Origin of the sequence: Nocardia exalbida NBRC 100660 (assembly GCF_000308575.1) — a bacterium.
Taxonomy (GTDB): Bacteria; Actinomycetota; Actinomycetes; order Mycobacteriales; family Mycobacteriaceae; genus Nocardia; species Nocardia exalbida.
Map to the genome: position 1 here is coordinate 17,292 of NZ_BAFZ01000076.1, position 20,242 is coordinate 37,533.

The 20,242-nt window shown below is 68.6% G+C and carries 15 protein-coding genes and 4 tRNA genes; 5 read left to right on the forward strand and 14 right to left on the reverse strand.

Annotated features, from left to right (window positions below):
• Positions 1 to 25 precede the first annotated feature (25 nt).
• From ON29_RS18030 to ON29_RS18090, 13 genes are all read right to left on the reverse strand, one after another.
• Entirely contained in the window at positions 26 to 910 is an 885-nt protein-coding gene (locus ON29_RS18030) for a LysR family transcriptional regulator (protein WP_040867781.1), read from the reverse strand.
• Positions 911 to 934: 24 nt separating this feature from the next.
• Positions 935 to 1,855 carry a pyridoxal 5'-phosphate synthase lyase subunit PdxS gene (pdxS, locus tag ON29_RS18035; protein WP_040867723.1) on the reverse strand — a complete coding sequence of 307 codons (921 nt, stop codon included), beginning with the start codon at positions 1,853 to 1,855 and terminating at the stop codon, positions 935 to 937.
• A 422-nt stretch (positions 1,856 to 2,277) separates the two neighbouring features.
• Complete coding sequence (locus ON29_RS18040) at positions 2,278 to 3,321, reverse strand: NUDIX hydrolase (protein WP_040867783.1); 1,044 nt, start codon at positions 3,319 to 3,321, stop codon at positions 2,278 to 2,280.
• A complete protein-coding gene (locus ON29_RS18045; RefSeq protein ID WP_040867724.1) occupies positions 3,321 to 4,445 on the reverse strand; it encodes a glycosyltransferase family 4 protein in 1,125 nt (374 codons plus the stop codon). Before ON29_RS18045 ends, ON29_RS18040 begins: the two co-directional genes overlap by 1 nt.
• Positions 4,442 to 5,410: a phosphatidylinositol mannoside acyltransferase gene (locus ON29_RS18050; protein ID WP_040867726.1), complete on the reverse strand. Its 969-nt coding sequence runs from the start codon at positions 5,408 to 5,410 to the stop codon at positions 4,442 to 4,444. Before ON29_RS18050 ends, ON29_RS18045 begins: the two co-directional genes overlap by 4 nt.
• Positions 5,411 to 5,498: 88 nt before the next feature.
• Entirely contained in the window at positions 5,499 to 6,194 is a 696-nt protein-coding gene (gene pgsA / locus ON29_RS18055; RefSeq protein ID WP_040867728.1) for a phosphatidylinositol phosphate synthase, read from the reverse strand.
• Positions 6,195 to 6,219: 25 nt separating this feature from the next.
• Entirely contained in the window at positions 6,220 to 6,819 is a 600-nt protein-coding gene (locus ON29_RS18060; RefSeq protein WP_051175340.1) for an ATP adenylyltransferase, read from the reverse strand.
• On the reverse strand, positions 6,816 to 8,867 hold the full coding sequence (gene thrS, locus ON29_RS18065) for a threonine--tRNA ligase (protein WP_040867730.1): 2,052 nt from the start codon (positions 8,865 to 8,867) through the stop codon (positions 6,816 to 6,818). Before thrS ends, ON29_RS18060 begins: the two co-directional genes overlap by 4 nt.
• 177 nt (positions 8,868 to 9,044) lie before the next feature.
• Complete coding sequence (locus tag ON29_RS18070) at positions 9,045 to 9,659, reverse strand: (2Fe-2S)-binding protein (protein WP_245549001.1); 615 nt, start codon at positions 9,657 to 9,659, stop codon at positions 9,045 to 9,047.
• Positions 9,656 to 10,084: a TIGR02611 family protein gene (locus tag ON29_RS18075; RefSeq protein ID WP_051175341.1), complete on the reverse strand. Its 429-nt coding sequence runs from the start codon at positions 10,082 to 10,084 to the stop codon at positions 9,656 to 9,658. The genes ON29_RS18070 and ON29_RS18075 overlap by 4 nt, the downstream gene beginning before the upstream one ends.
• A 108-nt stretch (positions 10,085 to 10,192) precedes the next feature.
• Complete coding sequence (locus tag ON29_RS18080; RefSeq protein ID WP_040867734.1) at positions 10,193 to 12,442, reverse strand: SulP family inorganic anion transporter; 2,250 nt, start codon at positions 12,440 to 12,442, stop codon at positions 10,193 to 10,195.
• 243 nt (positions 12,443 to 12,685) lie between these two features.
• A complete protein-coding gene (locus tag ON29_RS18085) occupies positions 12,686 to 14,914 on the reverse strand; it encodes a SulP family inorganic anion transporter (protein WP_040867736.1) in 2,229 nt (742 codons plus the stop codon).
• A gap of 343 nt (positions 14,915 to 15,257) precedes the next feature.
• Positions 15,258 to 15,329: transfer RNA gene (locus ON29_RS18090), tRNA-Val, on the reverse strand.
• Positions 15,330 to 15,703: 374 nt separating this feature from the next.
• On the opposite strand from ON29_RS18090, the gene ON29_RS18095 reads away from it, so the two are divergent.
• The 5 genes from ON29_RS18095 (at position 15,704) to ON29_RS18115 (ending at position 19,196) form a co-directional block, all read left to right on the forward strand.
• Positions 15,704 to 15,776, forward strand: a tRNA-Gly gene (locus ON29_RS18095).
• A gap of 43 nt (positions 15,777 to 15,819) precedes the next feature.
• Positions 15,820 to 15,890 (forward strand) — tRNA-Cys (locus tag ON29_RS18100).
• Between the two features lies 1 nt (position 15,891).
• A tRNA-Val gene (locus ON29_RS18105) sits at positions 15,892 to 15,966 on the forward strand.
• Between the two features lie 846 nt (positions 15,967 to 16,812).
• Positions 16,813 to 17,754, forward strand: a complete 942-nt coding sequence (locus tag ON29_RS18110) for a hypothetical protein (RefSeq protein WP_157172823.1) — start codon at positions 16,813 to 16,815, stop codon at positions 17,752 to 17,754.
• A 212-nt stretch (positions 17,755 to 17,966) separates the two neighbouring features.
• Positions 17,967 to 19,196: a sigma factor-like helix-turn-helix DNA-binding protein gene (locus ON29_RS18115; protein ID WP_040867739.1), complete on the forward strand. Its 1,230-nt coding sequence runs from the start codon at positions 17,967 to 17,969 to the stop codon at positions 19,194 to 19,196.
• Here the strand turns inward: ON29_RS18115 and ON29_RS18120 are convergent.
• Positions 19,162 to 20,106 (reverse strand): hypothetical protein, encoded by a 945-nt coding sequence (locus ON29_RS18120; RefSeq protein WP_245549002.1) that lies wholly within the window; start codon positions 20,104 to 20,106, stop codon positions 19,162 to 19,164. The two genes, ON29_RS18115 and ON29_RS18120, sit on opposite strands and share 35 nt — an antisense overlap.
• Positions 20,107 to 20,242 lie beyond the last annotated feature (136 nt).

Sequence of the window (20,242 nt, forward strand, 5' to 3'; positions counted from 1 at the left end):
TAGCACCGGAAGCGGTCCGCGCGGCTCATTCCGCCGACAGGTCGGCCGTGAGGGCGGCGATCAGCGCCGCGACGGCCGGGTCGCGCACCGCCGCGCGCCAGGCGACCGCGTAGGTCACCATCAGGGGCGCGCCACGGAGCGGCCGCCAGACCAGACCGGGCAGTCCGTCCGCGCGCGAGGAGCTGAGCCCGATCACGTCGGGCCGGGCGGGCAGCACGGCGAGCATCTGCGCGTGCCCCATCGCGCTGGCACTGAGCCGCACCCGCGCGCCGTGGTCGGCGAGGGCGCGCAACAGCGAATCGTGCAAGCCCGCGGCCGACTCGCGCGCGAACAAGATCAGCTCCTGACCGCTGAGCTCGACCGGATCGAGCAGTGCCTCGCCGGCGAGCGGATGCCGCTGCGACATCAGCACGCCGAGCTCCTCGCGGGCCACGGCCCGTTGCGCGAAGCGTTCGGGCAGGTCAACCGGGGTGCGGACGAGCGCGAGGTCGACCTCGTCGTCATCGAGGAAACGCACCTGATCGGCGGTGGTCCCGCCGGTGAGCACCATCCGGGCGCCGGGCAACGCGGCGGTGAGCAGACTCCCGATGCGCGTCGGCAGCCAGGGTGGGACGCCGTTGAGCAACCCGAGGCGCAGCACCGGGGCGCCGGAGACCGCAGCGCGCCTGGTCTGCCTGACCGCTTCGTCCATCGCGCGCAGCACGGTCTTGCCGGAGCGCAGCAGCACCGCGCCCGCGGGCGTCAGCTCCACCCGCGGCTCACGGATCAGCAGTGGGCCGCCCAGCTCCCGCTCCAGCACCTTGATCTGCTGGCTGAGCGTGGGCGTCGAGATGAACAATCGCTCCGCGGCCCGGCGAAAGTGCAACTCCTCCGCCAGGACCACGAAGTACCGCAACTGCCGCAACTCCACGCGGCAGACGCTACCGGCCCGGGATCACCAGCCGCGCTCGGCCAAGCGGTGCGGCTGGGCGATGTCCTCGACGTTGATGCCGACCATGGCCTCACCGAGACCGCGCGACACCTTGGCCAGCACGTCCGGATCGTCGTAGAAGGTGGTGGCTTTGACGATGGCGGCGGCGCGCTGGGCCGGGTTGCCGGATTTGAAGATGCCCGAACCCACGAACACGCCCTCGGCACCGAGCTGCATCATCATCGCGGCGTCGGCGGGGGTGGCGATGCCGCCCGCGGTGAACAGCACCACCGGCAGCTTCCCGGTCTCGGCGATCTCACGGACCAGCTCGTAGGGCGCCTGCAGCTCCTTGGCCGCGACGAACAACTCGTCCTCGGGCAGCGACGACAGGCGGCGGATCTCCTGCCGGATCTTGCGCATGTGCGTGGTCGCGTTGGACACGTCACCGGTGCCCGCCTCGCCCTTGGAGCGAATCATGGCCGCGCCCTCGGTGATTCGGCGCAGAGCCTCGCCGAGATTGGTGGCGCCGCAGACGAACGGCACGGTGAAGTTCCACTTGTCGATGTGGTTGGCGTAGTCGGCCGGGGTGAGCACCTCGGACTCATCGATGTAGTCGACGCCGAGGCTCTGCAGGATCTGTGCCTCCACGAAGTGGCCGATACGGGCCTTCGCCATGACCGGAATGGAGACCGCGGCAATGATGCCGTCGATCATGTCCGGGTCGCTCATCCGGGACACGCCGCCCTGGGCACGAATGTCCGCGGGCACTCGCTCCAGCGCCATCACCGCGACCGCGCCTGCGTCCTCGGCGATCTTGGCCTGCTCCGGCGTGACGACATCCATGATCACCCCGCCCTTGAGCATCTCGGCCATGCCGCGCTTCACGCGGGCGGTGCCGACGGTCTGGGTGGTCTCGGGGGTGGTCACGGCTAATTCCTCCAGCATGTGCGCCAATCGGTCGCTCGGATGCGAACGCCACGATTCTAAGCCGGTGGCAAAAGGCCACTTGATAGCCAGTTGGAGGGCACTGGCCTGGTGTGATCTCGGTTATGCGCCCTGGGCCGGGAGACCTCGGCGAGCGCGCCGTCCCGGCTGCCCGGCCGTTGCCGGGCCCCGGCTCACAGGGGGCCGACCACCAGCAACGTCGCCCAGTACTCCGCGGCCGCGGGGCCGATCAGCGGCAACAGGAAATCGAACAGCAGGTACGACATGAACGAACTACCTCCACAACCGAGCTGGAACGGCCCCGCCGACGGCAGGACCACGACACCGGACTGACATGCGTCCCTGACAGCAGTACCCTCCGGCGCGCCGAATCATCGCGACGCTATCACGATCGTGAAACACATCACATGCGTTCGGGCCGGTCAGCGGATGGAGCGGACCTCCGGGTCTGCGGTGCCCGATGCCGCCTCGGCGGCTTCGCCGAGTAGTTCGTCCAGGTGATACGGGTAGACGGTTTCGCCGGAGCGGTCCAGCGCGACGATATCGGCCGCGGTGCACCATTTGTGCCCGGTAATCGAGCGACGCTCGATCAGGGTCCGATTCGCCGCGTGCGGTTCGAATCCACGCGCCCGCAGCGCGAAGAACAGTTCCTCCGACCGGATCAGCTCACCGTCGAAGGGGAACACCGCGACCCGCCGCCAGATCGGGCCGCGCAGGTCGGCCGGATCCGCGCGGTGGCCGGTCTCCTCGTACAGTTCCCGCACGGCCGCCGCGCGCAGGCTCTCCCCCGGCTCCACGCCGCCGCCGACGGTGAACCAGAACGACACCTCCGGCGTCTTCGGGTCGTTGCCGCGCATCAGCAACGTCCGGTCGTTCTCGTCGAACAGCACGACCCGCGCCGTGGTGCGGATGGTGTCGACCGCCAGGCCGGTGGACGCCGCCGGAGTGGCGCGCTCGGTGATCTCGAAGTAGGAAGGCAGCGGGGCGGTACCGCCGAGGTGCAGGATCCGGACCGGACGGCGGGTGCGCAGCGCCAGCGTGTCGCGCACGGCGTCGTTGTGGAAGCGGCGGGCGATCAGTACCCGGGCCTCGGCGTCGGCCAGTTCGGCGACCAGTTGCGGGCGCAGCGTGCCGATGTCCACCGCCGACAACGCGGAGGACAGTCGGTTCTCCACCGTCTCCCGTTCGGCGCGCCCGGCGCGCTCGGCCCGGTCGGCCAGGGCCGAGAGTTGTCTGGCCTGCTCCGCCATGGCCGGATCGGACACCGGGCCCGCGATCGCCATGGCGACCGACCGGGCCACCACCGCCCGCCGGGCCAGCGCCGCGTCCAGCGCCTGCCAGGACTGGTCGGAGCGCACGTGCAGCCGGTCGAGCCGGTTGGCGGTGGAGTACGCCCACAGACCGACCGCGACGACGATCGCCGCGATCAGCGCGAGGACGAGAACGGTCGTGGCGGAAAACGTGATCATCCGGCGGCCCGCACTCGGGTGTCGCCGACGGTCACCGTCTCGTAGACGCGCAGGATCTGTTCGGCCACCACCGGCCAGTCGTACTCGCCGACCACCTGTGTCGCGGTGCGCACCAGCGCCTCTCTGCGCACCTCGTCGGTGAGCACGGTGTGCAGCGCGGCGGCCAGGGCCGCCGAATCCCCGATCGGGACCAGCATGCCCGCCGTACCGTCCCGCAGTACCCGGCGGAAGGCGTCCAGCTCACTGGCCACCACCGCGGTGCCTGCCGCCATCGCCTCGATGAGGATGATGCCGAAGCTCTCCCCGCCCAGGTTGGGCGCCACGTACACGTCCGCGCTGCGCATCGCCGAAGCCTTCTCCTCGTCGGACACCTGGCCGAGGAAACGCAGGTGGCCTGCCAGCTTGCCCGCTTCGCGGCGCAACCGGTCCTCCTCGCCGCGGCCGACGATCAGGATCTCGACGTCGGGATGCCTGCGCACCAGATCGGGCAGCGCGCCGAGCAGTACCTCCATGCCCTTACGCGGCTCGTCGTAGCGTCCAAGGAACAGCACCGTGCCACCGGAGCGTGGATAGCCGGGCAGCATCGGCGCGCGGGCGAACGCCGGGACGTCGACCCCGTTGGGGATCTCCACCGCGTCCGAGCCCAGCGCCTCGACCTGCCAGCGGCGCGCCAGCTCGGAGACCGCGATACGGCCGGAGATCTTCTCGTGATACGGCCGCAGCACGCCCTGGAAAGTGCTCAGCACCAAGGACTTCGTCGTCGAGGTGTGGAAGGTCGCGACGATCGGACCCTCGGCGATCTTCAACGCGAGCATGGACAGGCTCGGCGCGTTCGGTTCGTGGATGTGCAGGACGTCGAAGTCGTTGCCGTCGATCCACCGGCGAATCCTGGTGTAGGCCATGGGCCCGAACGACAGCCTGGCCACCGACCCGTTGTACGGGATGGCCACCGCCCGGCCCGCCGACACCACGAACTCCGGAAGCGGAGTGTCCTCCGACGCGGGCGCGAGCACGCTCACCTTGTGCCCCCGCTCGATGAACACCCGCGCCAGCTCGACTACATGTGCCTGCACCCCACCGGGGACGTCGAACGAATAGGGGCAGACCATGCCGATCTTCATGGCGATACGTCTCCCTGCTCGGACCCGAGGCTCGCCTGTGCGGTGTCGATCATCGCGCGCCGACTGGGCGAGAGATCGCTCTCCCACAATGGTTGCAGCATGTGCCAGTCGGCCGGATGCTCGGCGATATTCGCCGCGAAGCGATCCGCCAGCGCCTGCGTGGCCGCGGCTACGCCACCGGAAACATCTACCGGCGCCTCGACTTTCAGGCCCCAGTTCTCGCGGCCGTCGGCCTCGACCTCGAACCACGCATGCACCGGCAGCAGCGCCGCGCCGGTCTCGATGGCCAGTTTCGCCGAGCCCGCGGGCATCCAGGTGCGCTCACCGAAGAACTGGACCGGAACGCCCTTACCGGTGAGGTCGCGTTCGCCCAACAGGCACACGATCCTGTTCTGCCGCAGGCGGGCCGCCAACCGGTCGAACGGCGGTTGTTCGCCACCGGTCAGCGGGAACACTTCGAAGCCCAGGCTCTCCCGGTAGGCGACGAACCGCTCGAACAGCGATTCCGGCTTCAACCGCTCGGCCACGGTGGAGAGGCTGCCGTAGTGCTGCACCAGCCAGACGCCCGCCATGTCCCAATTGCCGGAGTGCGGCAGCACGAAGATCACGCCGCGGCCCTGTGCGAGTGCGGCGTCCAGGTATTGCAGCCCCGCGACGAAGTAGTCGATCGCCGCATGGTCCATCCCGGGCAGCCGGAACGCTTCCCGCCAATATCGCGCGTACGACCGCATGCTGGCGCTGATCAGCTCGTCCGGCACGTCGGTGGGCAGTACGCCGAGCACCCGCGCCAGGTTGCGCCGCAACTGGTTCGGCGCGCCGCCCGCGTGGAACTCCCGATTGGCGCGACGGGCGACCCGGTCCCCGCCCCACTCGAACAGTCGCCGGGCCGTCGACTCCGGCAGTGCGCGCACCAGCCGCCAGCCCGCCGCGTATCCGGCGGCGCCGAGCTGCTCCCCTATCGTCATCCGCACTCCCGCACCGCAGGTCCGCTGTCCATCGTCGCGAATACCCGGACGCCGCCGTCGATCGGCCTGCGTCCCGCACGGCGTGAGATCACGACGGAAGTCCCGGGGTGTCGGCGGTTCCCGCGCTCGGGCTCTGCGGCCGCGCGGCCGGGATCACGGTGCGCGCCCCCGGTGAGTTGCGCACGGCCAGCACCCGCTGCACGACGGTGACGATACTGAGCACGGCGAGAATCCACATGGCCGCGTGCACGGCGTAGGTGAGCCACTCGATCCCCCAGTAGCCGGCGATGCCGGTGAATCCGGCGCCCACCAGCACGATGATCAGCCGATCCGGCCGCTCGATGATGCCGCCGTCCGCGGACAGCCCGCTGGCCTCCGCGCGCGCCTTGGCATAGGAGATCACCTGCGAGGTCACCAGAACGACCAGCGTCGCGGCGAACAGCGGCCGGTGCTGTTCGTGGAAGACCGCCCACCAGGCCAGCCCGGCGAAGATGGCGCCGTCGGCCAGCCGGTCACAGGTGGCGTCCAGCACCGCGCCGTATTTCGTGCCGCCGCCGCGCGCCCTGGCCATCGCCCCGTCGAGCATGTCGAACATGACGAACAACCAGATCACCATGGTTCCCCAGAACAGGTGTCCGGTGGGGAACAGCGTGACCGCGGCGACGATGGATGCGGTGGTACCGATCAGCGTCACGGCGTCGGGTGTGAGCCCCGTGCCGACCAGCGCCCGGCCCAGCGGAGCCGTCGCCTTGGCGAACGTCTCGCGGCCGAAGAAGCTCAGCACGGCCGATCCACCCGCTCGCTCATCTCTAGGCCTCCTTCCAGGCCGCCGACAGCAGCGCCCTGGTCTCCCGCAGCAATTGCGGCATCACCTTCGCACCGCCGATGACGGTGATGAAGTTCGCGTCTCCGCCCCAGCGCGGCACGATGTGCTGGTGCAGGTGATCGGCCAGCGACCCACCGGCCACCCCGCCGAGATTCAGCCCGACGTTGAACCCGTGCGGCCGGGACACCTTCTTCATCACCCGGATCGCCTGCTGGGTGAAGGCCATCAGTTCGGCGCTTTCCGCCTCGGTGAGGTCCTCCAGGTTCGCCACCTTGCGGTACGGCACGACCATCATGTGCCCCGGGTTGTACGGGTACAGGTTGAGCACGGCGTACACCAGCTCACCCCGCGCGACGACCAGTCCGTCCTCATCGGCCATCTTCGGGATGTCGGTGAAGGGATGGCCGGTGGAATCCTTCGGCCCGGTGGCCGCCTCCGCGATATAGGACATGCGATACGGCGTCCACAGCCGCAGCAGCCGATCCGGTTCGCCCGCGCCGCTGTCCACGATGCTGCCCGGCTCCTCCGGGGTCGCGGTTCCGTCCAGATCCGCGAGCCCGTCCGGCACCGTCCGCTCGGTCATGCCGTGCCCTTGATCTCGAAACCGTCGGCCGTCGGCGACGCGTTCTGCCGCTGGGCGATCCACGCGACGATGGTGGCCACCGCGTCGTCGACCGGTACGCCGTTGACCTGGGTGCCGTCGCGGAAGCGGAAGCTCACGGCGTTCGCGGTCACGTCGCGCTCACCGGCCAGCAGCATGAACGGCACCTTCTGCGCGGTGTTGTTGAAGATCTTCTTCTGCATGCGATCGTCGCTGCGATCCACCAGTGCCCGGATGCCCTCGTCCTGCAACCGTTCGATCACCCGATCCAGATGCGGGGCAAAGGTTTCGGCGACCGGGATGCCGACGACCTGCACCGGCGAGAGCCAGGCCGGGAACGCGCCCGCGTAATGCTCGGTGAGCACACCGAAGAATCGCTCGATCGAGCCGAACAGCGCACGGTGGATCATGACCGGCCGCTGCTTGGTGCCGTCGGAGGCGGTGTATTCCAGGTCGAAGCGCTCGGGCAGGTTGAAGTCCAGCTGGATGGTCGACATCTGCCAGGTGCGGCCCAGCGCGTCCTTGGCCTGCACCGAGATCTTGGGGCCGTAGAAGGCGGCGCCACCCGGATCGGGCACCAACTCCAGGCCGGAGGCGGAGGCGACCTTGGACAGGGTCTCGGTGGCCTCCTCCCAGATCTCGTCGGAACCGACGAACTTCTTCGGGTCCTTGGTGGACAGCTCGAGGTAGAAGTCGTCGAGGCCGTAGTCCTTCAGCAGATCCAGCACGAACCGCAGCGTGTCGGTCAGTTCGCTGTGCATCTGCTCTTTGGTGCAGTAGATGTGCGCGTCGTCCTGCGTCATGCCGCGCACCCGGGTCAGGCCGTGCACCACGCCGGACTTCTCGTACCGGTAGACCGAGCCGAACTCGAACAGGCGCAGCGGCAGCTCCCGGTAGGACCGGCCGCGGGCGCGGAAGATCAGGTTGTGCATCGGGCAGTTCATCGGCTTGACGTAGTAGTCCTGGCCGGGCTTGCGGACGGTTCCGTCCTCGTTGAGCTCGGCGTCCAGGTGCATGGCCGGGAACATGCCGTCGCGGTACCAGTCCAGGTGGCCGGAGACCTCGAACAGGTGGCCCTTGGTGATGTGCGGGGTGTTGACGAACTCGTAGCCCGCCGCGACGTGCCTGCGGCGCGAGTACTCCTCCAGCTCCTTGCGGATGATCCCGCCCTTCGGGTGGAACACCGGCAGGCCGGAGCCGAGTTCGTCGGGGAAGCTGAACAGGTCCAGCTCCAGGCCGAGCTTGCGGTGGTCGCGGCGCTCGGCCTCGGCGAGCAGGTGCAGGTGCTCGTCGAGCGCCTCCTGCGATTCCCACGCGGTGCCGTAGATGCGCTGCAGGTCCTCGCGGCTCTGGTCGCCGCGCCAGTAGGCGGCGGAGCTGCGGGTCAGCTTGAAGGCCGGGATGAACTTCGTGGTCGGAATGTGCGGACCGCGGCACAGGTCGCCCCAGATCCGCTCGCCGGTGCGCGGATCCAGATTGTCGTAGATGGTCAGCTCTTTGCCGCCGACCTCCATGACCTCCGGATCGTCGATGCCGGACTTGTCGCTGATCAGCTCCAGTTTGAACGGCTCACCGGCCAGTTCGGCCCTGGCGTCCTCGATCTCGACCACCCGGCGGGAGAACCGCTGCGCGCCTTTGACGATCTTCTTCATCCGGGATTCCAGCTTGGCCAGATCCTCCGGGGTGAACGGCCGTTCGACGCGGAAGTCGTAGTAGAACCCGTCCTTGATGTAGGGACCGATGCCCAGCTTGGCCCCGGGGAACTCCTGCTGCACGGCTTGGGCGAGCACATGCGCGGCGGAGTGCCGGATGACGTTGCGGCCCTCGGCGGTGTTCGCCGCGACCGGCTCCACGTCCACGTCGTCGGCCGGGGTCCAGGAGAGGTCCTTGAGCTCACCGTCCACCCGGACGACCACGACGGTTTCCGGCCCCTTGGTCGGCAGGCCCGCCTCGCGCACCGCGGCGCCCGCCGTCGTCCCGCCCGGCACCCGGACGAGGGTGGCTGGGCTGATGGGGGCTGAGGTGGTCACGGCTGCGCTCTCCTTGGCGTTCTCGTGTGCGGGCGGGGCCCGCTGGATGGTGGCCGATCGCGAGTTCGTCCGGCGCGACCATGCTACTGTCCCGCCGCTGTCCTGCCGCTTCGGGCCTTTGGCCGTACCGGTCGGGTGGCGCGGGAAACCACTTGCGCCTCGCGCAGGTTGCTCTGCTCAGTTTTCGGCGGCCAGGTCCGCGAGCAGTGCGGTCCGTTCGGCCGCGGGCCGCTTCGGGCAGCTGGTGCACATCTGGCAACCCGGCACCTCGAACACCAGGCAGCAGGAGATGCGCCGGACGAAGGTGCGTCCGCCGATCTCCACGAACCGCGGCACCGGGAGTTTGCCCGCGATGTCGGCCGCCAGCCGCGCCCCGGCTTCCGGCGAACCGGCGTCGAGCGCGCGGTTGCCGATCGCGTCGGCGGCGATCGCCCACAGCGCGGGGACTCCCGCGCCGGACACCTCGGCGACCGGCGGGATCACGACGCCGAGCGTGTCGCGCAGCGCCGTCGCGCCGCTGACGGAGGGAACATCGTGCGCAGGCACGCGCACCCGCTCGACGCCACCGTCCGGGCGCACCTCGCACTCCAGCCGGTCCAGCGCGGGGACGGGGGCGTCCGCGTCGTCCGCGTAGGCCCGCGCGAGCTGCTCCACCAGAGCGGAGGCGACCATGCACCACCAGAGCGTGCCCGCGATGCGCGGCGACGTGGTCCCCCAGGAATGGCCCATCTCCGCGATGCGCGCGGCCAGCCATTCCGGTTCGGTGAGCACGCGCCCCGGAACGGTGGTCACCGTTGCAGGGGGCTGCGCAGCCATTCCCATTCGACTCCGATCCAACTACCCACGAGCCCGAAGGTTCCCAATATCCACAGCGTCGCCACGACCAACGCGGCGGTGCCGATCGCCCCGACCGCCTGCACGGGCCTGCCCTGCTTGCGGTACCAGTCCATCAATTGCCGGTACCGGTCCCGTAACCAGGCCAATGCGCTACGCGCCCAAGCGAATTCGGTGGCGAGAATGCCGAGTCCGGCGAACACGATCGCCCAGCCGGGACCGGGATAGGGGATCGCGAGCACGCCGACCGCGAGCACGGCGACACCGACGACCGCGACGACGATCCGGTAGGCGAGATAGAGCCTAGGCCGTCGTTCGAGGCCGGCGCGGAAGGCGCGCCAGCGGGTCGGATCGTCGGAGCTCGTTTCCAGGTCTGCGGTCACGTTCCCAGGGTACGAGCAGTCCGGCAGACCGAATCTCGCTCTCGACCGTCCGGATACAGCGATCCCGCCCGGGCGGCGCGCCCGGGCGGGATCACCCATCCCCGTCGATCACACGAGTTCGGGCGTGTGCTGATGGCCCGCGTCATCGATGTGCGCGATGCCGTTCTCGGTCACCTCGACGACCCGGGCACTGGCGATGTCGAAGAACAGGCCCGACACCGTGACGCCGCGCTCGGCGATCGCCTTGCGCACCGCCGGGTGCCGGTGCAGCAACTCGAGCTGCACCGCGACGTTCACCATGGCCAGCTGATCGACCTCGCCGAAACCGGCCTCCTGCGCCGCGGCCGCTACCGGATGGCCCGCGCGGTATCGCTCCAGGCTCGGGCGCGCATGCGCGAGCCAGGCGTCCACACCGGGTACCTCGGCGCCGGTGTGCAGCGCGTTCATCGCGCCGCAGGAGGAATGCCCGCAGACCACGATCGAGCGGACGTTCAACTGCTCGAGCGCGAACACCAGTGCCGCCTCGACCGACGCGTCGCCCTCGGCGGGCGCGAGGTTGCCCACGTTGCGCACGGTGAACAGGTCGCCCGGTCCGCTGTTGGTGATGATGTTCGGCACGATCCGCGAGTCCGAGCAGGTCAGGAAGAACGAATCCGGGTCCTGCTTGTCGCGCAGCTCGTCCAGGTGCGGCCGGACCACGTGCGCGTGGCTGCGGTGATAGGCCGCGACGCCCGCCGCGACCGGATTCTCGTGCCGCTCGTCGCGTCGCCAGGGGCCGAGGATGTCGTCCCAGACCGAGCGCGCGAAGCTCCGCGCGGGCGGTTGCGCGCCTGCGTGGGCCATCCTGGCTCCGCCGATCTCCACGAAATCGACACTGCCTCCGCTGTTCACCTGCTGGCGGGCGAACTCCTCGATGGCCTCGAAGGCCGCGTGATCGAGGAAGTCGACGGTCATCTCCACCGTGACGTCGGCTCCCGGGGGGATCTTCGCGAACTGCGCCGACAGCTTCGGCAGTGCGAGGAAGGTGGCCGAGCCGTCGATGGCGAAGAGCCAGCGCTGCGTACCTGGGAACTGCTCGGCCCTGACCGCCACCCGGACGACCCGCCACAGCAACAGCCCGAAGGCCAGGCCGAGGCCGATCAGCACGCCCTCGAGCAGGTTCAGGAACACCACACCGAGCACCGTGACGGCGTAGACCAGCAGGTCACCGGTGCGCCGGGCCAGTTTGATGTGGGCCAGCTTGACCAGCTGGGTGCCGATCACGATGAGCAGACCGGCCAGCGCGGCCTTCGGAATCTGCTCCACCACGGATACCAGCGCCACGGAGAACACCAGCAGCCAGACGCCGTGCAGGATCGCGGAGGCGCGGCTGTGCGCTCCCGCCTGCACGTTGGTGGCGCTCCGCACGATCACGCCGGTGACCGGCAGTCCGCCGAGCAGGCCGGACAGCACATTCGCCGAACCCTGGCCGATCAGCTCGCGATCGAAGTCGGTGCGCTTGCGCGAGTGCATCTTGTCCACGGCCACCGCGGACAGCAGGCTCTCCACGCTGGCGATCAGGGCGATGGTGAGGACGGCCAGAGCCAGACCCGACCAATCGCCGCTGGGCAGCGCGGGCAGGCCGATCGCGTCGAACAGCGAGCCGTTGAGCACGATGCGCTCGGCATTCAGCGGCAACACCAGCGACAACGCCGTGCCCACGAGCACCGCGACCAATGGGCCCGGCACCACGCGCACCCTGGCGGGCAGGTATTTCCAGCCGAGCATGATGGCGATCACGACCGCGCCGATCAGCGTGCCGCCGCTGTGCAGTGACAACAGCTGCCCGGGCAGCTCGGTGATGTTGCGCCAAGCCGAGCTGTGCGAGGAACCGCCGAGCAGCACATGGATCTGTTGCAGCGCGATCGTGATGCCGATGCCGGCGAGCATCGCGTGCACCACCACGGGCGCCACGGCGAGCGCCGCTCTGGCCACCCGGCTGAGGCCGAGCAGGATCTGCAGCACACCGGCCGCGAAGACGATGAAACACGTGGTGCGCCAGCCGAATTGATTGATCGTCTCGGCGACGACCACGGTGAGGCCCGCGGCGGGGCCGCTCACCTGAAGGACCGACCCGCCGAGCGTTCCGGCGACGATACCGCCGATCACGGCGGCGATGAGCCCGGCGGCGACGGGGGCTCCGGAGGCGATCGCGATGCCCAGCGAAAGTGGCAGCGCGACAAGGAAAACCACGATCGAGGCGGGTACATCGTGGCGGAGGATCTCGCTGAAGCGGTCGGACAGTGGTCCGGAACTGCGGCCCGGGTCCGCCGGTGCGGGTACGGACGGTGGCGGGGCTAAATCGTGATCGATAGCCATGACTCTCCTTCGCCGACTCGGCTGATTCGCCGAGGTCGGTTGACGATCAACATGTCCAGCAGGGCACAAGACCGCGAACCGGCATCTCGCGGTGAAGCAGTCCCGACACAGCGATGAGTCGAGATGTAAACACGGACAAGTGTATTGGTAAAGACTTAGCAAAGCCTGAGAAGTTCGCCGATTGTGTGTAGTTCCCCACTGTCCTCTCGTCGTTATCACCGTGACGCACCGCACATCGCCTGGTCAGACCGGCTCCGCCGCGATCCGCCGTTCCCGGTCGCCGAACTCCGCGATGCCGTCGACCATGACCTCGATCACGCGAGCCGTGGCGAGATCGAAGAACAACCCCGACACCGCTACGCCCCGCTCCTCGATCCCCCGGCGCACGACCGGGTGCGCGTGCAGCGTCTCCAGCTGCACCGCGACGTTCACCATGCCCAGCTGGTCCACCTCGCCGAACCCCGCGACGGCCGCGGCGGCGGCTACCGGATGCCCCAGCCGGTAGCGCTCCAGGCTCGGGCGCGCATGCGCGAGCCAGTCGCCGAGACCGGTCCCGGCGACCGGCTCGCGGTGCAGCGCCTCCATCGCACCGCAGCCGGAATGACCGCATACCACGACCGCGCGCACGTCCAGCCGCTCCAACGCGTAGATCAGGGCCGCCTCCACCGAGACGTCCCCGCCGCGCACCGGCACCAGGTTGCCCACGTTGCGCACGGTGAACAGGTCGCCCGGTCCGCTGTTGGTGATGACGTTCGGCACGATCCGCGCGTCCGCGCAGGTCAGGAAGAACGAGTCGGCGTCGTGCCGATGGCGCAGCTTGTCCAGATGCGGGCGCAGCACGTGGGCGTGGCCGCGGTGATAGGCGGCGATGCCCGCCGCGATGCGGTCCTCCCCGTTGCCCGCGCGCCGCCACGGCCCGATCACCTGGTCGATGACCTGGCGCACGTGCCTGCGCTCGGGCGGTCCGGCCAAGGCGGTGGCCATCCGCGCGCTGCCCAGTTCGGCGAATTCCACGGTCGTGGAGCAGGATTCACGCTCCCGAGCCCATTCGGTGAGGAACTCGTGCGTGGCATGGTCCAGGAAATCGACGGTCATCTCGACGGTCACGTCCGCGCCGGCCGGAACCTTCGCCAGTTCCGCGGTCAGCTTCGGCAAGGCCAAGAAGGTGCACGTGCCATCGATGCTGACCACCCACCGTCGCGCGCCGGGGACGGGGGCCGCCACGATCGTCACGCGCACCACCCGCCACAGCAGCAGCGCGAACGCCAACACCAGACCGATCACCATGCCCTGCAACAGATTCAGGAACACCACGCCCAGCACCGTCGCCAGGTAGACGTACACCTCGCCCGCCCGTCTGGCCAGCCGGATATGCGCGAGTTTGATCAGTTGCACGCCTACGAAGATGAGCAGCCCGGCCAGCGCGGCGGTCGGGATCTGCCGTACGAGCCCGGCCAGCGCCACCGCGAACAGCAGGATCCAGACCCCGTGCAGCACGGTCGACGCCCGGCTGCGGGCGCCCGCGTTCGCGTTGGTGATGCTGCGCACGATGACGGCCGCGATCGGCAGGCCGCCGAGCAGGCCGGACACGACGTTGGCCGACCCCTGCCCGATCAGCTCCCGGTCGAAGTCGGTGCGGTGCCCCGGCCGCATCTTGTCCACCGCGACGGCCGACAGCAGGCTCTCGACGCTGGCGATGAGCGCGATCGTCACCATCGTGGTGATGACGGCGGCCGTGCCGCCGGAGGGTACGGCGGGCAGGCCCAGGGAGTCCAGCAACGAGCCGTTCAGCACGATCCGCTCGACGTGCGTGGGCAGGACGAGCGCCAGCAGCGTGGCGGTGACCACGGCGACGAGCGGCCCGGGGACCAGGCGCACCCGCGGTGGCACGAATCGCCAGGCGATCAGGATGACGATCACGACGAGCCCGACGCACAGGTCGCCCGCGCGCACCGACGTCAACTGTTGCGGTAGGGCGGCCAGCGCGGCGAACGACGAACTCAGCGAGTTCCCGCCGAGCAGCACGTGCACCTGTTGCAGCGCGATCACCACACCGATGCCCGCCAGCATGCCGTGCACGACCACCGGGGCGATGGCCAGCGCGGCGCGCGCGACCCGGCTCAGCCCGAAGAGTATCTGCAGCACGCCCGCGCCGACGGTGATGAAGCACGTTGCGGCCCAGCCGAAATGGTGCACGCTCTCGGCGACGACCACGGTGAGGCTCGCGGTGGGCCCGCTGACCTGGATCGAGGAACCGCCGAGCAGTCCCGCCACCACGCCGCCGACCACGGCCGCGATCAGGCCCGCGGCGACCGGAGCGCCGGCGGCAACCGCCACGCCGAGCGAAAGGGGAAGGGCGACAAGGAAAACCACGATCGAAGCGGGTAGATCGTTACGGGCGATCCGGGTCAGCCGATCGGCCATGTGCGCGTGCGGCGACGTCCGGGGTGCGGAATCGGTGTCGGTGGACATATTTTCTCCTTCGCCGGGTGGTGGTCCCGGTTCATCGGTCAAACATGTTCTTGGCATCGAAGGCGAGCGGCGGGCGAAGCTCGGGCCGTCCCCGTCGGTGGAGCACGACCCCTGACACGGCGGTCGCGACAATAGTAAAGACTTCCCAAAGCGTGTGAAAAGGTTTCCGGTCGCGATGGCGGCAACCGCTACCATAATGTGACTCAGGTCACAGCGCAACAGAGGGCTGGTTCCGAGGCCGAGTGTTCGAGAGGTACCTGCCCGCGCGCCAACCCAGTAGCAACACCTGGCGCGGAGAAGAAAGAAGACCGGGCATCAAGTGCACCGGTCTCGCATATGGGAGTGGTCCCAGCTGGGATCGAACCAGCGACCTTCCGCGTGTGAGGCGGACGCTCTCCCGCTGAGCTATGAGACCTGACATTTTTCCGGCGGCTCGGGGATACCCTCCGGACGAGACGAAACATTAGCACGCGCCACCGGCGGTTCACCAAATCACCCTCCGGACAGGGACGGTTCGGCGGAACCCTCCACTCACCTGGCGGCCCTTTTCGGCCCAGCCGCACACTCGCCTCTATGCCGTCACGACCGGTCGACGGCTCGACGTCCGCACCGCCGGAAGCGACGACCGGAGCCCCCCCTCCCTCATCCACCACATGCGCCCCCGGCGTCACAGCATTCAACTTCTGGATTTCCGTCGTTCTACCAGCGGATTTGTACCTTTCACCGAGCGTCCGCTAATGTTCTGTCTCGCACCACGGAGGCCGGAAACGAGCCCCGGGGAGGCAGAATGCGGATGTAGCGCAGCTGGTAGCGCATCACCTTGCCAAGGTGAGGGTCGCGGGTTCGAATCCCGTCATCCGCTCGAGAGGTAGGGCCAGGCAACATAACGCCGTCCCCCTTTGCGCGGTGGAGTGGCCGAGTGGTGAGGCAACGGCCTGCAAAGCCGTGCACACGGGTTCGATTCCCGTCTCCACCTCGCGCGATTAGCTCAGCGGGAGAGCGCTTCCCTGACACGGAAGAGGTCACTGGTTCAATCCCAGTATCGCGCACCACCGTCTCACGAGGTCAGGCCCGGTTTTCACCGGGCCTGTTCTCGTTTTGTGCCCGGCCGTGCTGTCGACCTCGACGACGGTGAAGCTTTCCCTGTCCGACGAGACATCGAGCCCACGTCCAGCAGTCGGGCGAACTCGATATTCCTGCCTCTGACGGTGCTGGTCCACAGTGTGCCGCACGCCCGCGTCCGCAGATCGGCGCGTTCGCCGGAATCTTCGTCCATCGATCCGGAGAACAAGTAGTTGGCTACCCGTGAGCAACCCAATACCTGCTGGCATCGTTCTTCCTGGGCACGAGTAGTCGATTGGGAGTCCCGATGCGATCTTCAAGAAACCATGGTGCTGGAGTTGCGGAACCCGCTTGGTTCGCCGCGAAGATGACGACGCTCGGATTCTCAGCGGCCGTCCTCATCGCTTGCGCAGGCAATGGTGGCCCAACACCACCCGGGTCGCCCTCACGTCCGATAACGTCCGCGTCGTCACCCGCCGTGACATCGACGTCGGCTGCGTCACCGCGAGGGGAGACGGTTTCGCCCGCAGAATCAGTCCCTGCGTCTCCCCCGCTGCCACCGCGGGTACCGGAGGGCAATTCGTTCCCGACTGCGGAATCGTTCGGAACTCGTGTACCGGGTGCTCGACCACCTACTCCAGGAGGAAACGTCCGCCCTTCCGTTCCTCAGCAGGTACCGCCGCGCACGGTGTCACCGGGCCAGGCACCGGGTCCGCTCGAAACGGGTACTCCGCCGACTGCGCAGAACACACCGGATGGACCGAGGCCCGATCGCAACGGCACGCCAGAGGGTCCGTGAGATGACCGACCGGTCGGCCGCGCCAGCATCCCCGACGATGCTCCACCGATGGGTCGGTGTCATCGGGGCGGTTGTCGCTCCGACCACGATCATCACCGCGCTGTGCTACTACTTCGGATACGTCTACACCCGCAAGAAACTCGCCTATTTCGGTGTCGACTGCGACGCTCTCGGCTTCGCTTCCAGCGACTATGTCGTGGGGAGTGTCAGCGTGCTGTACGCACCGCTGCTGCTACTGCTGGTCGGGTGGTTCTCGGCCGCCTGGGTAGGCACCTACGCAGAACGCTTCATCCGCAGCGGGCAGCGACCACGCCTGGTTCGCACCATCGGCCGAACCATCCTCACGCTCGGAGCGGTCTTCATCGTCACCGGCATCACCGGAGTAGTGGTGCCCTGGCTCATTCCGCGATCCCCTGTCATCGCCTGGGCGTTCTCGGCCACCACGCTCGGATCGAGTGGCCTTCTCGTTGTGCTCGGCTACTGGGTCCTGTCCACCTCGATGAGCGGGCCCGATACATCTGAACCGACACCGACCACGCGAGTGAGCCAAACCATCGCGATCGTGGTCAGCCTCGTAGCTCTCTTCGCAGTAATGAACTCCTTCGCCACCCGGCTCGGCGAGAACGCCGCTCAATCCGCAGCCCACGAACTATGGACGAGGGAGTCCGTCGTCTCCGTCGTAACGGACGAACGATTGGACGTGCCGAGAAATCTGGTCGCGGAGACGTTGGTCGAGGTCCAACCGCAGGAGCCACCGAGATTTCGCTACCAATGTCTCCGCACCCTCGTAGTGCGCAGCGACCTGTGGGTACTCGTGCCCGCGAAATGGTCCCGAGACAACGGATTCGCCGTCTTGGTTCCTGCCGACTCCTCCGTCGTCAGCGTCTCACGATCGAGTGCCTTCAAAAGGATCGCCGAGGACAACCCCCGAATCGAGACCGTGCCATGGCAATGCCCCGAACGCGCACCGAACCCCTGAACCGGCCGGCACGGCCACTGCGCGCCGCTACGCCGCCGGCGAATGAGGTTCCATCCGGGCACGGTCGGCGACGCGGGCGCTGGAGAATCGCCACAATCGTGCTGACGCCGTGGCGAGAACATCCTTGCGGCTGCTCGCGGCGGCGGTCCGGTGTCGGTGGGTGGGGATACGCTGTGGCGCACAGTGCCGGAGCCGAGTCAGGGGGTTGTCGCGTGACGATCAGTGCGGAGGTCGCGCAAGGAGCGGCGCCGGACGACGACGATCCCGAATCGCTCGATCTGCGAGATGACATCTCGTTCGAACTCGAAGAGGTCAACGAGGTGCTCGGCGAGTTGATCGCTTTGCGCGCCGACCACAAGGCCAAGGACGGCGACCTGCTCACGGCTCGGCTCGGGGTGGGCGGGGAGAAACCGGAGACGCTGGCCCGGATCGGCGCTCGCTACGACCTCTCCCGCGACCGGGTGCGGCAACTGCACACCAAAGCGGTCGGGCAGATGATCCGGATGGCGCAACTGTCCGGCCATCACGCCGCCGCGGTCCTGTCCGCGCGCTATCCGCTCGACGCCAGGGACCGGCAGCTGGTGCGCGCGCTCCTGGTGGAGACGTACGCGACCGATACCGACATCGCCGCGACCGAGCTGTCGTACCTGAAGCTGCGGCTGGCCGGGCACGCGGCCGAGGACGCCAAGCGGATCGCCGGGTTCGTCACTCAGCGCATCGCCGCCTGGCAGAAGAAGACCAACCGGCGCCTGGCGAAGCTGCACGATGCCGAGCCGCGGGCGACGAGTCAACTGAATCCTTGGCTGAGCCAGGTCGATTGGCCTCGCGCAGGCTCCGCGGCAGCGGTTCCCACCGTCTCCGCGCGCACCGTGGACAGCGACGACGACGGCCGCGGGCGCTTCTACCTGGACAAGGTCGGTCGCGACGTGCCGTTCGACTCCGGTTTGGAGGCCAGGCTGCTCTGGATACTCAACGCCAGCGATCTGGTCGAGACTTTTCAGGAGCAACCCGCGGGGGTTGTCTACGACCTCGACGGCGCGGAACGAGTGCACTATCCCAGCATCGTCGCCCGGCTCACCGACGGCCGCACGGTCTTGATCGACGTCGCCGCGCTCGGGCACGTCGGCTTCCACGTCAACCGGGTGAAGGCCGCCGCCGGTCGAGCACACGCGCACGCCAACGGCTGGGGCTGGCTGGTCTGGACCGGCAGCCGCATCGGCCTTCCCGATCTGCGCGCACGCCCCGTCGACGCCACCAGCGAGCGGATGCTGTGCGACCTGGTCGAGCGCGGCACCGTGCACTGGGCCGCGCTCCGCGAGGTGCGTGCGAAGACCGGCCTGGAACTGCTGGACTTCCTCGCGCTGGTGCTGCGCCACGAATGGCGGTGGGAACGGGCGCCCTTCCGACTCAGCGCACCACCATCGCCGCCGCCAGGAACGTGACGATCAGCAGCATCGCGCAGATCGTGATCAGCTGCCAGCGGCCTATGGTCACCTCGAGATTGGCGATCGTGTTGCGCAACGCCTTGTCGAGTCGATCGTGATCGGCGATCGTGCGCTGGGCGGTAGCGAGGGCGTCGGCCTGTTTCTGGGCGGCCAGCTCCGCGCGTTCCAGTCGCGTGGTCAGCTTCAGCAGGTGCTTCTGCCTGTCGCGCAATGATTTGCGAGTCACCGCCAGCGCCGTGCGCTGGTTGACCAGTTCCTGGCGCTGCCGGGCGATGACCATGGCCTGCGTCTTCGTGTGGTATTCCCAGTCGGTCACGGTAGCCCAGCCTCCTGTTCTCTCGTCCCGATAACCCCAGACGTACTCGCCGCGTACCCAGCCCGCGATGAATTCGCGCAGTTCGACCGGCTCCCGCCGTGGCGCCGCCATGGCGTGCTCGGTATCCAGCACACCGGTGACCGCGCGGTAATCGCAGGCGGCGGGCGCGAAGTCGGCGATGCCGAGAGCGTGCAGGTACGGCACCCAGTAGCCGGGCGGGCACAGCCACAGCACATCCGTGCAGCCGGCGGCGCGCAGCCTCTCGGTGTGCTCCTGAGCGAGGCCCCGCTCCAGCGGGCCACTGCGCACCTCGATCGCGTACACCCGGTCGCCCTTGCGCCAGTACACGTCCACCGGCAATGTGCCGATGCGCCGATCCACCTCGGCTTCGTCGGCCCCGTAGGCGAGCAGCCTGCCGCACAACCAATACTTGAGCCGCCGCATATCCCACTGGGCGGCGGCACATTCCGGGCACCCGCAGGCGTAACCGGCTTTCGACCCACGCGTACGGCCGGAAGCCTCTCCGATACCCAACTCGGCGAGCATCGCCCGGCGCCCGCAGGCGATCTCCGCCCGCTGCTTCGTTCTCACGCGACCACTCCCCTGCACAAACCACCGCAGGCCCGGCGACCTACGCCATAGATCAAGAGTGCGTCAGACTCGGCTACCTCGCCAGCCCCGTTCACCCCGCGCTCGGGTGTGCCGCGCAGGTGACCGATCAGCGGAA

Excerpts from the sequence above, each read along its gene's own strand:
- pdxS (WP_040867723.1), bottom strand. The coding sequence starts at position 1,855 with ATGCTGGAGGAATTAGCCGTGACCACCCCCGAGACCACCCAGACCGTC.
- ON29_RS18080 (WP_040867734.1), bottom strand. The coding sequence starts at position 12,442 with ATGGCTATCGATCACGATTTAGCCCCGCCACCGTCCGTACCCGCACCG.
- ON29_RS18060 (WP_051175340.1), bottom strand. The coding sequence starts at position 6,819 with ATGACCGAGCGGACGGTGCCGGACGGGCTCGCGGATCTGGACGGAACC.
- ON29_RS18045 (WP_040867724.1), bottom strand. The coding sequence starts at position 4,445 with ATGAAGATCGGCATGGTCTGCCCCTATTCGTTCGACGTCCCCGGTGGG.
- ON29_RS18110 (WP_157172823.1), top strand. The coding sequence starts at position 16,813 with ATGCTCCACCGATGGGTCGGTGTCATCGGGGCGGTTGTCGCTCCGACC.
- ON29_RS18085 (WP_040867736.1), bottom strand. The coding sequence starts at position 14,914 with ATGTCCACCGACACCGATTCCGCACCCCGGACGTCGCCGCACGCGCAC.
- ON29_RS18050 (WP_040867726.1), bottom strand. The coding sequence starts at position 5,410 with ATGACGATAGGGGAGCAGCTCGGCGCCGCCGGATACGCGGCGGGCTGG.